The 12,581-nt window shown below is 73.0% G+C and carries 10 protein-coding genes; 1 reads left to right on the top strand and 9 read right to left on the bottom strand.

Annotated elements, in window-relative coordinates; translation table 11 throughout:
• Nucleotides 1–3: 3 nt before the first annotated feature.
• The 9 genes from I5Q34_RS22880 to tatA all read right to left on the bottom strand — a co-directional run bounded on the left by I5Q34_RS22880 (nt 4) and on the right by tatA (nt 10,854).
• Nucleotides 4–801, bottom strand: a complete 798-nt coding sequence (locus I5Q34_RS22880; protein WP_277965402.1) for a DeoR/GlpR family DNA-binding transcription regulator — start codon at nt 799–801, stop codon at nt 4–6.
• 82 nt (nt 802–883) lie between these two features.
• Nucleotides 884–1,477: a glycoside hydrolase family 25 protein gene (locus tag I5Q34_RS22875; protein WP_199894164.1), complete on the bottom strand. Its 594-nt coding sequence runs from the start codon at nt 1,475–1,477 to the stop codon at nt 884–886.
• A 505-nt stretch (nt 1,478–1,982) separates the two neighbouring features.
• On the bottom strand, nt 1,983–2,972 hold the full coding sequence (meaB, locus tag I5Q34_RS22870) for a methylmalonyl Co-A mutase-associated GTPase MeaB (RefSeq protein ID WP_199894163.1): 990 nt from the start codon (nt 2,970–2,972) through the stop codon (nt 1,983–1,985).
• Nucleotides 2,973–2,976: 4 nt separating this feature from the next.
• The gene (gene scpA / locus I5Q34_RS22865; RefSeq protein WP_199894162.1) at nt 2,977–5,172 is read right to left on the bottom strand and encodes a methylmalonyl-CoA mutase; all 2,196 of its coding nucleotides are present in this window, start codon (nt 5,170–5,172) and stop codon (nt 2,977–2,979) included.
• The gene (mutA, locus tag I5Q34_RS22860) at nt 5,169–7,028 is read right to left on the bottom strand and encodes a methylmalonyl-CoA mutase small subunit (RefSeq protein ID WP_199894161.1); all 1,860 of its coding nucleotides are present in this window, start codon (nt 7,026–7,028) and stop codon (nt 5,169–5,171) included. Before mutA ends, scpA begins: the two co-directional genes overlap by 4 nt.
• Nucleotides 7,029–7,536: 508 nt before the next feature.
• Nucleotides 7,537–7,941 carry a VOC family protein gene (locus tag I5Q34_RS22855; RefSeq protein WP_199894160.1) on the bottom strand — a complete coding sequence of 135 codons (405 nt, stop codon included), beginning with the start codon at nt 7,939–7,941 and terminating at the stop codon, nt 7,537–7,539.
• A 64-nt stretch (nt 7,942–8,005) separates the two neighbouring features.
• Nucleotides 8,006–8,944 carry a beta-ketoacyl-ACP synthase III gene (locus I5Q34_RS22850; protein WP_199894159.1) on the bottom strand — a complete coding sequence of 313 codons (939 nt, stop codon included), beginning with the start codon at nt 8,942–8,944 and terminating at the stop codon, nt 8,006–8,008.
• A gap of 178 nt (nt 8,945–9,122) precedes the next feature.
• Nucleotides 9,123–10,511, bottom strand: a complete 1,389-nt coding sequence (locus tag I5Q34_RS22845) for an alkaline phosphatase (RefSeq protein WP_199894158.1) — start codon at nt 10,509–10,511, stop codon at nt 9,123–9,125.
• Nucleotides 10,512–10,605: 94 nt separating this feature from the next.
• Nucleotides 10,606–10,854, bottom strand: coding sequence for a Sec-independent protein translocase subunit TatA (tatA, locus tag I5Q34_RS22840; RefSeq protein ID WP_199894157.1), 249 nt, complete (start codon nt 10,852–10,854; stop codon nt 10,606–10,608).
• Nucleotides 10,855–11,089: 235 nt separating this feature from the next.
• On the opposite strand from tatA, the gene I5Q34_RS22835 reads away from it, so the two are divergent.
• A complete protein-coding gene (locus I5Q34_RS22835) occupies nt 11,090–12,493 on the top strand; it encodes an LCP family protein (protein WP_199894156.1) in 1,404 nt (467 codons plus the stop codon).
• Nucleotides 12,494–12,581: the final 88 nt, after the last annotated feature.

The following is a 12,581-nucleotide window of genomic DNA, read 5'->3' as shown; positions in this document are numbered from 1 at the left end:
CTCTCAGGAAGGGTCGGGGGTGGCCGGTGCGACGACGCTCACGGGAACGCCGAGGTGCTCGATCGCGGCGACCTCGTCCTCGGGGGTCGCGGTGTCGGTGACGACGAGGTCGTATCCGCCGGCGTCGCCGTAGGCGTAGGTGGCGGTGCGGCCGAACTTGGTGTGGTCCACGGCCAGGACGCTGCGGTTGGCGGCGCCCTGGAGGGCCTCCTTGAGGTCCGCCCATTCCTGGACCGGGTGGAAGAGCCGCCCGGAGCTGACGGCGGTGGGCGACGAGAAGGCTATGTCGGCGCGGACGCGGGAGAGCTGGCGCAGGGTCTCCGTACCGGCGCACGCCTCGAAGTCGGGGCGGTAGCCGCCGCCGAGCACGATCACGTCGGTGACGCCCCACTGGCCGAACAGCCCGGCCACCCGCAGCGAGTTGGTGATCACGGTGATCCGCTCGACGGTGACCAGTCTGCGGGCCAGCGGGAAGAGCGTGGACCCGCAGTCCATCAGCACGGTGTCGCCCGGGCCGACCTCCTTGGCCAGCTCCGCCGCGAACGCCTCCTTGATCTCCGCCTGCTCGTGCTCACGGAAGCGGGTGGCGGTCTCCAGGGTGAGGTTGGGCGGCGCGACGGCCATGCCGCGGCGCTTCTCCAGCAGCCGGCGGGCCTCCAGGTCCGCCAGGTCGCGGTGCACGGTCATGGTGCTGACCTGGAACCGCTCCGCGAGCGCGTCGATCCGTACGGCGCCTTCCTCCATGACCTGGCGCAGCAGCCGGCGCCTGCGCCGCTCGGCCTCGGTCTCCCGACTGTGCACGACGTTGTGCTCCTCTGGGGGTGATGGACATGCTCGCAAACATCACACACTTAGTGTGAAATTTTTGCAAGCAAGTGTTACATCACTCCTGCGGTGGCTCCCCCTGGGACGACTCCTCCTGTACGGTGCGGCGGCGCGCCCACGCGCGCAGCTGCGCCCGCGTGGAGAAGCGGGCGACGTTGCGGTCGATGCCGCCGGAGATGTCGTACTGGTGGAACGTCCACGCGTGCCGCACCCCGGGCCGGCCCGCCGCGTGCTCGGGATCGGCGATCCACAGGCCGTCGCCGGCGTTGCTCGTGGTGTCGCGATGGAACCAGAAGTCGCGGTTGCAGTAGAGGACGACGCGGTGGCCGGGGGCCTTGGCGCGGACGTGGGCGAGCCAGCGGTCCTTGTCGGCGCCGGAGACGCCGGAGTGCTCCCAGTCGAGGGCGAGGATGTCGCCCTCGCGTAACGCGATCTTGCCGAGGAAACGATTCCCTTGGGCGGACATGGAGCCCGGGGTGACGTAGTGGTAGTACCCCACCACGAGTCCGCCGGAGCGGGCGCGGTCGCGCTGCGCGACCCACCGGGGGTTGGTGTACGACATGCCTTCGGTGACCTTGACGAAGGCGAAATCCTGGCCGCGGATGGGGTAGTTGGTGCTCTGGTAGCTGCTGACGTCGACGCCGTGGAGCATGACGGTCCCCTTGCCCTGCCGATGCTTGCATGTACATGACGCACTTGCAGTATCGGGCCGGAACGGCGCCCCGGCGAGCCCCCTGGCAGACTGACGCCGCGACGGTCAACGGTGCGCTCTTCGACTTCTCCGGAACCCTCTTCCCCATCGAGTCACCCGAGTCCTGACCCGGCGCCGCGCTCGACCGGTGCGGGATCACGCTGGCTGACGTGGAATTCCGGCGGCTCGCACGGGAGTTGGACGAGGCCGGCGCCCTGCCCGGCGGTTCCCCGTCGCGCACGGTGCCCGCACACCTGGCACCGGCATGGGAACAGCGCGACCGCAGCGCGGCGGAGCACCGCACCGCCTGCCTCGGACTGGCGCACGAGGTGCGCCTACCTGCCTCCGAGCTGTACGAGGCGCTGTACGCCCGGCACATGACGCCCGCCGCCTGGCGGCCCTACCCCGACGCGGCCGCTGTGCTCGCCGCCCTGCGCCGGCACGGCGTACCTGTCACCACCGGGGCTCACGACTCCCCGCGGAACGCGGACAGGATCCGCTCCGCCGCCAGCGTCGCCGTCAACTCGCCGTCCCGCAGCCGCCGTTCCAGCCCGGGCGCGATCTCCCGCACCCCCGCGTGCCCCCGCAGCTCCCCCAGCAACTGCTCCCGCACCATCGACCAGGCCCACTCCACCTGCTGATCACTGCGCCGCCGCGCCAGCTCCCCCGTGACGTCCAGGATCTGCCGGTGCTGCTCCAGCCGCTCCCAGAGATCCGTCAGCCCCGTCCCTTCCCGGGCACTGCACGTCAGGACGGGCGGATTCCAGGCCGCGTCCGGCGAGCGCATCAGCCGCAGCGCGCCCGCCAGTTCGCGCGCGGCCGACCGCGCGTCCCGCTCGTGCGGGCCGTCCGCCTTGTTGACGGCGACGAGATCGGCCAGTTCCAGGACGCCCTTCTTGATGCCCTGCAACTGGTCGCCGGTGCGGGCCAGGGTGAGCATGAGGAAGCTGTCGACCATCCCGGCCACCGCCGTCTCCGACTGCCCGACGCCGACCGTCTCGACGAGCACCACGTCGTAACCGGCCGCCTCCATCACGACGATGGTCTCCCGGGTGGCCCGGGCGACCCCGCCGAGGGTCCCCGCGGTGGGCGAGGGACGGACGAAGGCGGCGGGGTCGACGGCGAGCCGTTCCATCCGCGTCTTGTCGCCCAGGATGCTGCCGCCGCTGCGGGTGGAGGAGGGGTCCACGGCGAGCACGGCCACCCGGTGGCCGAGGCCGGTGAGCAGCGTGCCGAGGGCGTCGATGAAGGTGGACTTGCCGACGCCGGGCACGCCCGTGACGCCGACCCGCCGCGCCGCGCCGGAGTGCGGCAGCAGCTGGACCAGCATCCGCTGGGCGAGCTCCCGGTGGTCGGCGCGGGTGGACTCGACGAGGGTGATGGCGCGGGCGACGGCCGCGCGCCTCCCGTCGAGCACGCCCTTGACGACGGCGTCCAGGTCGATGGGCCGGGCCATGGGCCTACAGCTCGTGGCCGAGGACCCCGGCGAGGGTCTTCAGCAGGTCGCGGGCGGCGTCCGGGATCACCGTGCCGGGCGGGAACACGGCGGTGGCACCGGCCTCGTGGAGCGCCGGGACGTCCTGCGGGGGGATCACCCCGCCGACGACGATCATGATGTCCTCCCGGCCCTCCTCGGCGAGGCACTCGCGCAGCGCCGGCACGAGCGTGAGGTGCCCGGCGGCCAGCGACGAGACGCCGACGACGTGCACGTCGGCCTCCACCGCCTGCCGGGCGACCTCGGCCGGGGTCTGGAACAGCGGGCCGACGTCCACGTCGAAGCCGAGGTCGGCGAAGGCGGTGGCGATCACCTTCTGGCCGCGGTCGTGGCCGTCCTGGCCCATCTTGGCGACCAGGATGCGCGGGCGGCGGCCCTCCTCCCGCTCGAAGGACTCGACCAGTTCACGGGTGCGCTCCACGCCGGACGACGGTCCGGCCTCCTGCCTGTACACACCGGAGATCGTACGGATGCGGCCCGCGTGGCGCCCGTACACCTTCTCCAGGGCGTCCGAGATCTCGCCGACGGTGGCCTTGGCGCGGGCCGCGTCCACCGCGAGGGCCAGCAGGTTGCCCTCCAGCCCCGGGCCGGGACCGGTCTTTGCCGCGGCGGTCAGGGCGCGCAGCGCGTCCTGGCAGACGGCCTCGTCGCGCTCGGCGCGCAGCCGGCGCAGCTTGTCGATCTGCCGGTCGCGGACGGAGGAGTTGTCGACCTTGAGGACCTCGATCTGCTCGTCGCTGTCCACCCGGTACTTGTTGACGCCGATCACCGGCTGCCGGCCGGAGTCGATGCGGGCCTGGGTGCGGGCGGCGGCCTCCTCGACGCGCATCTTGGGGATGCCCGCGTCGATCGCCTGGGCCATGCCGCCGGCCGCCTCGACCTCCTGGATGTGCGCCCACGCGCGGCGGGCGAGGTCGTGGGTGAGCCGCTCGACGTACGCGCTGCCGCCCCAGGGGTCGATCACCCGGCAGGTGCCGGACTCCTGCTGGAGGAGGAGCTGGGTGTTGCGGGCGATGCGCGCGGAGAAGTCCGTGGGCAGGGCGAGGGCCTCGTCGAGGGCGTTGGTGTGCAGCGACTGGGTGTGGCCCTGGGTGGCGGCCATGGCCTCGACGCAGGTGCGGGTGACGTTGTTGAAGACGTCCTGGGCCGTCAGGGACCAGCCGGAGGTCTGCGAATGGGTGCGCAGCGACAGCGACTTGGCGTTCTCCGGCTCGAACTGTGCGACGAGTCGGGCCCAGAGCAGCCGGGCCGCGCGCATCTTGGCGATCTCCATGAAGAAGTTCATGCCGATCGCCCAGAAGAAGGAGAGGCGGGGGGCGAACGCGTCCACGTCCAGCCCGGCTTCCCGGCCCGCCCGGATGTACTCCACACCGTCCGCGAGCGTGTAGGCCAGCTCCAGGTCGGCCGTGGCGCCCGCCTCCTGGATGTGGTAGCCGGAGATGGAGATGGAGTTGTAGCGCGGCATCTTCTGCGAGGTGAAGGCGAAGATGTCCGAGATGATCCGCATCGACGGCTTCGGCGGATAGATATACGTGTTGCGGACCATGAACTCCTTGAGGATGTCGTTCTGGATGGTCCCGGCCAGCTTCTCGGGCGGTACGCCCTGTTCCTCGGCGGCGACGATGTACAGCGCGAGCACCGGCAGCACGGCGCCGTTCATGGTCATCGACACGCTCATCCGGTCCAGCGGGATGCCGTCGAAGAGCTGGCGCATGTCGTAGATGGAGTCGATGGCGACGCCCGCCATGCCGACGTCGCCGGTGACGCGCGGGTGGTCGCTGTCGTAGCCGCGGTGGGTGGGCAGGTCGAAGGCGACGGACAGGCCCTTCTGACCGGCCGCCAGGTTGCGGCGGTAGAAGGCGTTGGACTCCTCGGCGGTGGAGAAGCCCGCGTACTGCCGGATGGTCCAGGGCTGGTTGACGTACATCGTGGGGTAGGGGCCGCGCAGATAGGGCGCGATGCCCGGGTACGTGCCGAGGAAGTCCAGCCCGCGCAGGTCCTCGCCGGTGTAGAGGGGCTTGACGCCGATGCCCTCCGGGGTCTCCCACTTCAGGTCGGCGGCGCTGTGGCCGGTGTTCTCCTTGAGGGCGGCGTGCCAGCGGCCGGTGTCGGCCGCCGCGTCGCCCGGCCCCAGGTCGACGCCGGAGAAGTCGGGGATCATCGCGCCACTCCCAGATGGTCGAGGACGGAGGTCAGGACGGCGACCGCGTCGCCGCCCGCGTGGACGAACTCGTCGACGTCCGCGGGCGGTCGCTCGCCCCGCCGGCCCGCGAGGAGGACCCGCCCGGCCCCGGCCGCCCTGAGGGCGGCGGCGACGGCCCCGGCCTGCTCGGCGTAGACCGCGTCGGAGGAGCACAGGCACGCCACGGTGGCACCGCTGCGGCCGAACGCCTCGGCGGCGGTGTCCGCGTCGACGGAGGCCGGCTCGTGGACGGGCTCGATGCCGCCCGCCTGGAGGAGGTTGGCGGCGAAGGTGGCCCGCGCGGTGTGGGCCGCGGGGGAGCCGAGCGCGGCGAGGAAGACCCGGGGGCGGGCGCCGGTGGCGGCCAGGTGCGCGTCGGAGCGGGCGCGCAGCGCCTCGTACGCCTCGTCGCGGCGCACCCGCGGCAGTCCGCCGGAGAGCGGGCGGGGCGGGGTGTCGCGCTCGACCGCCGGCTCGGCGAGGTGCGGGAACTCGCTGACGCCGGTGACCGGTTCGCGCCGGGTGGTCAGGCGGGCGGAGCGCTCCTCCCAGGTGGCGGCCAGCCGTTCGGCGACCAGCCCGGAGCGCAGGGCGGCCTCCTGGCCGCCGGCGCGCTCGATCTCCTGGAACCACGCCCAGGCGGCGCGGGCGAGTTCGTCGGTGAGCCGCTCGGCGTACCAGGAGCCGCCGGCCGGGTCGATGACGCGGGCGAGGTGGGACTCCTCCAGCAGGATCGAGGAGGTGTTGCGGGCGATCCGGCGGGCGAAGGCGTCGGGCAGGCCGATGGCGCTGTCGAAGGGCAGGACGGTGACGGCGTCCGCGCCGCCGACGCCCGCGCCGAGGCAGGCGACGGTGGTGCGCAGCATGTTCACCCAGGGGTCGCGACGGGTCATCATCACCGGGGAGGTGACGGCGTGCTGGCGCTGGGCGCGGGCGGCCGGGGACGCCCCGCAGACCTCGGTGACGCGGGCCCACAGGCGGCGGGCCGCGCGCAGGGTGGCGATGGTGAGGAACTGGTCGGCGCCGGCCGCGTAGCGGAACTCCAGCTGGGCGCACGCCTCGTCGACGCCGAGGCCGGCGTCGGTGAGGGTGCGCAGGTAGGCGACACCGGTGGCGAGCGAGCAGCCGAGTTCCTGGGCGGCAGAGCCGCCGGCCTCGTGGTACGGCAGGGCGTCGACGACGAGGGCGCGCACGTTGGGCCGGTCGCCCAGGCACATGGCGGCGAGGGCGGCGGTGTCGGCTTCGGGGGCCGCGCCGGTGCGGGCGAGGGTGCCGAGCGGGTCGGCGCCGAGGCTGCCGCGGGCCTCGGTGCGGGCGGTGCCGCGCTCGTCGTACAGGCGCAGCAGGGCGCGCGCGGCGGCCTCGGTGTCGGGTCCGGCGTCGAGGACGACGGGGGCGAGGTCGAGGAGGACGCCGTCGAGGGCGGTGGCGAGGCCCTCGACGGGGAGGCCGGCGGCGCCGACGGTCAGCCAGAGGGAGGTGACGCCGTTCTCCAGGTCCGCCAGGACGGCCTCGTTGGTCCTGCGGGGGTCGGGGTGGGCGTGGAGCTGGCGCACGTCCCAGCCGGAGACGGCCGTTCCCTCGGGGCGTCCGCCGCGGACGAACGGCGGGAAGCCGGGCAGACCGGGCTCGGGTGCCGCGTCGTCGGCCGTGTACAGGGGCCGGGTGCGCAGCCCGTCCTGGAGGACGGTGGCCAGCGCGTCCTCGGCCGCCGTCCCGGCCACCTCGGTGCCCGTCTTGCGCAGTACGCCCTCGACGAGGCGCTGCCACTGCTCGCGGGTCGCGTCCGGGAACTCGGCGGCCAGGGAGAAGCCTTCTTCGGGCAGGACCGTCATGGGGGGAAGGCTAGGCGCTGAGCTGCTTGCGGAAGAGGGGGTTCGGCTGTGACCTTGACCTCTTCGGGGCGTGGGGGGTTGGGGTTGGTTGACGATGCCCCGGTCCCGCCCTTTCCCCGTTTCCTCCAGGGCAAGCCCCGGACCCGGCACCGCGCTTCGCACGGTGAGCGGGGGCTCCGCCCCCTGCACCCCACCGGGGCTGCGCCCCTGACCCCCTTTCGGGGCTCCGCCCCGGACCCCGCATCGCGGCTCCGCCGCTCGTCCTCAATCGCCGGACGGGCTGGATTTCGCGCCCGTGCTGGATGTCCGGCGCGGGTGATATCCAGCATGGGCGCGTACTTCAGCCCGTCCGGCGATTGAGGACAACCGCGCGGAGCGCGGTTTCAGGGGCGCAGCCCCGGTGGGGGTCCAGGGGGCGAAGCCCCCGGTCAACGCGGCGAAGCCGCGTTGCGGGCCCGGGGGCGGAGCCCCGGAAGAAACGGTGAAAGGGCGGGCCGGGGGCGAACCCCTAACGCGCCGCGCCCCCCACCGGCGCGAACAGATCCACCGCATTCCCGTCCGGATCGAGGACAACCGCGTACCGCTGCCCCCACACCGCGTCCCACGGCGCCAGACGCCCCTCGTACCCCGCCGCGACCAGTTCCCCGTACACCCGGTCCACTTCCTCCGCGTCCGAGCACGCGAAGCCCAGCCCTGTACGCCCCGGGCCCTTCCCCAGGTCCGCGCCCGGGTCGAACGAGCGGTGGACCTCGTCCGTGTCCCACAGCAGACGGAGCCCGCCGGGCAGTGCGTGCTCCACGTGGGGTCGGTCATCCGCCGAGGCCGGGACGTCCAGCCCCAGGCGGCGGTAGAAGGCGAGCGACGCCGCCATGTCGGCGGTGACGATCCCGATGCAGTCGAAACGTGGTGTCATGCCGGCACCGTAGGCGGCGGCCCGCCGCCCGGTCTTGAACGAATCGGACAGCGGGCCGGGCCCGCTACGGGCAGTGGATGACCTGGCCCCCGTACGACAGGTTCCCGCCGAAGCCGAACAGCAGCACCGGCGCCCCGGCCGCGACCGTCCTGCGCTCGACGAGCTTGGACAGGGCCAGCGGGATGCTGGCGGCGGACGTGTTGCCGGACTCCGTCACGTCCGTCGCGATCACCGCGTTGACGGCGCCGATCCGTCGCGCCACCGGCTCGATGATGCGCAGGTTCGCCTGGTGGAGGACGACCGCCGCCAGGTCCTCGGGCGCGACCCCGGCCCGTTCGCAGACGCGGCGGGCGATCGGCGGGAGCCGGGTCGTGGCCCAGCGGTAGACGGACTGGCCCTCCTGGGCGAAGCGGGACGGGGTGCCCTCGATGCGGACGGCGTGGCCCATCTCGGGGACGGAGCCCCAGACGACCGGGCCGATGCCGGGCTCGGCCGAGGCGGTGACCACCGCGGCACCCGCGCCGTCGCCGACCAGGACGCAGGTGGAACGGTCCGTCCAGTCGACCACGTCGGTGAACTTCTCGACGCCGATGACCAGGGCGTTCCGCGCCGCCCCGGCCCGGATCGCGTGGTCGGCGTTCGCCAGGGCGTGGGTGAAGCCGGCGCAGACGACGTTGACGTCCATCACCGCGGGGGAGCCGAGGCCGAGCCGGGCCGCGACGCGCGCGGCCGTGTTGGGGCTGCGGTCGACGGCCGTGCAGGTGGCGACGAGGACGAGGTCGATGTCGTCGGGGGACAGCCCGCTGTTGGCGAGGGCCTTGGCGGCGGCCTCGGCGGCCATCGAGTCGACCGTCTCGTCGGGGTCGGCCACGCGGCGGGTGCGGATGCCCACCCGGGAACGGATCCACTCGTCGCTGGTGTCGACCATTCCGGCCAGCTCGTCGTTGGTCAGCACCCTGGCGGGCTGGTAGTGGCCCATGGCCAGTACACGAGACCCGGACATGGGGGTTCCTCCTGCCAGCGGGGGTCCGGAAGACCCCAGTGTCGATGCCGCGCGACCTGATCAACGGTGCGAGATCCGCCAATCTTCGCGCGCCATAACTGGAGCAATCCCTGAGGGCCCGGCCCGCGGACGGATTCCGCGGCCCGGGCCCTCGCCCCCGTCCCCCGTGGTCCGGAGATCAGCGCAGGGAGAGCGCCTTCCGGACGGTCGTGAAGAGCTCGGTCTGGTCCGTCACGCCGAGGACGCGCTCGGCCTGCGGGCCCTGGGCCGCGATGCGCACCTCGGTGCCGGTGTGCTCCTGCGACTTGCCCGGGGTGTTGGTCGAGTAGTTGACCTTGAGCTGCTGCCCCTCGTTCGTGACCAGCGTCGAGGACAGGCCGGGCGGGGTGGCCTCCAGCGGGACGATCTGGCTGGTGTGGCCGTGGTCGGCGGTGGTGACGACCAGGGTGTCCGGGTGCTTCGCCGCGTAGTCGCGGGCGACCTTCACGGCCCGGTCCAGGGCCGCGGTCTCGCCGATCTGCCCGCAGGGGTCGGCGGCGTGGTCGCGCTTGTCGATCGAGGCGCCCTCGACCTGGAGGAAGAAGCCGTTCTTGCCCTTCTGCTTCCGCTCCAGGAGCTGGATGGCCCGGCGCGTCTGCTCCTCCAGGCCCGGGGTCCCGGCCTTGCGCTCGGGGTTGCTCGTCGAGCAGCGCTGCGGGGCGGTGCCGCCGACGGCCGCGGCCTTGCCGGTCCACTCGACCGGGATGTTGCCCGGTGCGAAGAGGCCGAGGACGGGCTTGCCGGCGCGCGCCGAGCCGAGGCCCTTGGCGTCCGTCACCACCTGGTAGCCCAGCTTCTCGGCCTGCTGGGTGACGGTCAGGCCCTTGTACCGGCCCTCGGTGATCTTCTGGTCGAAGCGCTGCTTGCCGCCGCCCAGCAGCACGTCCACCTTGTGGTTGACGCTCTGCTCGGCGATCGAGCCCGGACCGCCCCTGGCGATCGTGTCGTTCGGGCACTCCTTCATGTCGGCCGGGCCCTGGCAGCTGCGGTCGGTGGCGTGCGAGGCGAGGACGGCCGGGGTGGCGTCGGTGAGCTCGGCGGTGGTGACGCTGCCGGTGGCCAGCCCGTTGCGCTGGGCTAGCTCCAGGATCGTGGTCATCGGCTTGTCGGTGCCCGGCGTCTTCGATATCCGGCCGTTGACCGTCTTGCGGCCGGTCGCCCAGCCGGTGCCGCTGGCCGCCGAGTCGGTGACGTAGTCCGGCTTGCCGTTCTTGTCGACCGAGTACGTGGTGTAGGCGCCGGTCATCGGGAACTTGTCCATGTTCAGCCGGCCCGCCGCGCCCACCGTGTAGTCGCGGGCGAGGGTGATCTCCGAGTCGCCCATGCCGTCGCCGATGAGCAGGATGACGTTCTTGGCCTTGGCGGGGCCGCGCAGCTGCTGGGCGACGGACGCCCGGGCGCTGCCGTCCGTGCCCTTGCCGCCGTCGGACGCGGAGGCCGCGGCCGGCACCGCGACACCGGCGACGAGCAGGGCCGCGGCGCACCGGGCGAGACGGCGCCCGCGGCGTCCGTACGGACGAGAACCCATGGTGACTTCCTTCCTCGTGGGCCGGCGGAGCCCGGCCGGAAGAAAGCTCACCAAGCGAGGGTGTACGGGAGGACAACCCCAGGTGACGCCAGGGTCAGCGGTGGCTGTCCACGACGGTGGGGGTGATCGGGTTCTGCGCGCCGGACGCGGGCGCGGGGGCCGCGGGGGTCTGGACGGACGCCGGAGCCGGGTCGTCCTTCATCGCCTTGGCCTCGCTCTTGAGGATGCGCGCCGACTTGCCGAGGGCACGCGCCATGTCGGGCAGCTTCTTCGACCCGAACACGACGACCAGGACGAGCACGACGACGATGAGGTGCCAGGGTTCCAGGGCGTTGCGCAGCACGGCGGCCCACCTGCTTTCTCTGCTGCCGGACCGGCTGACCGGATCGGCCACCGGGTCGCGGACGGATTCTCCGTGGTCCCCTCACCATACTTGCCGATTTGCGCAATCGGACAACCCAAGGTGAAGTTCCGTCGTCTCTGGGGATGAGAAGGGAAGCAGCCGACGGGGTGGGGTGGCCGAATGGGCTCGACGGGCTCGTACGCGATCGGGTTCCGCGCATGAACGGGTCCCGCGCATGACCGGGGAAGGCGGACGTCCCGTGCGGCGGCTCCGGCCCGCCGGCGCCGTGGGCCTCGCGCTCCTGCTGCTGCTCGTGCTCGGCGCCGGCTGGGTGCTCCTCGAACTCGGCGGCAACATCAGCACGTTCGGCGCCGACGGCATCGCCCGCGACCGCCCGGGCGCCGCCGCGGGGCAGAACGTCCTCGTCATCGGCTCCGACTCGCGCGCGGGCGGCAACCGCGCGCTCGGCGGCGGGACGGGCGACGTCGGCCGCTCCGACACGGCCTTCCTGCTGCACGTGTACGAGGACGGCTCGCACGCCACCGCCGTCTCCATCCCCCGCGACACGCTCCTGGAGATACCCCCGTGCAGACTGCCCGACGGCAGCTGGACGAGCGCGCGGAGCCGGGCGATGTTCAACTCGGCCTTCACCGTGGGCGGCACGGCCCAGGGCAACCCCGCCTGCACCCAGAACACCGTGGAGAAGCTGACCGGACTGCGCGTGGACCACACCGTCGTCGTCGACTTCGCCGGCTTCTCCTCGATGACGGACGCGGTGGGCGGGGTCGAGGTCTGCCTGCCCCGGGACGTCCGCCAGGGCGACCTCGACCCGAACCGCGGCTCGCCGGGCGAAGTGATCTTCCGCAAGGGGCGGCAGACGGTCTCCGGCCAGAAGGCGCTGGACTACGTCCGCGTGCGGCACGGGATCGGGGACGGTTCCGACATAGGCCGCATACGGCGGCAGCAGGCGTTCATCGCGTCCATGATCGAGAAGGTGCGCTCCCAGGGGATGAACCCCACCACGCTGCTCCCGCTGGCCCGGGCCGCGACCAAGTCGCTGACCGTGGACCCCGGGCTGGGCTCGGTGGACAAGCTGCTGTCCTTCGCGTTGTCGTTCAAGGACATCGGCCTGCGCGACATCACGTTCGTGACGATGCCCTGGCGCTACGAGGGCGACCGGGTGGCCGTCGTCCAGCCGGACGCGGACGCGCTGTGGGCCGCGCTGCGGCAGGACCGGCCGGCCGGGGCCACGAGCGACGCCAAGCGCGTCGGCGGACGGGTCGCCGTCACCGACGCCTCCGGCGTTCCGGGGCTCGCCGGCCGGGTGTCCGCCCGGATGAAGGAGCGGGGCTGGACCGTCACCGGGACCCGCGCCGCCGATGGGCGGACGGAGGGCATCACCGTGATCGAGTTCGGGCCGGGGCAGGCGAAACACGCGAGGGCCCTGGCCGGGCTCTTCCCCGGGGCGTTCGTCCGGGGCACCGCCGCGGAGGGGGTCTCCGTCACCCTCGGCCGGGACGCCGCCTCCGTCCCGGCGCCTCGCGCGCCCCGCCCGGAGCCGTTGAGCGCCGGCACCGCCGACACCGATGGGACACGCGCGGCGGACGACGATCCCTGTTCCGATCTCTCCTACGGGTGAGAACGGGTGAGAGGCGGTTTTCCGGGGAACCGAGTGCCCGAATGGTCCGTTGTCGTAGTAAACGCAGAGTAAGTGCAATGATCTTGAT

The sequence above is a fragment of the Streptomyces sp. AV19 genome, from assembly GCF_015999245.1.
Lineage (GTDB): Bacteria > Actinomycetota > Actinomycetes > Streptomycetales > Streptomycetaceae > Streptomyces.
The sequence above is the reverse complement of the archived record's forward strand: the minus strand, read 5'-3'. Positions and strand labels throughout refer to the sequence as shown.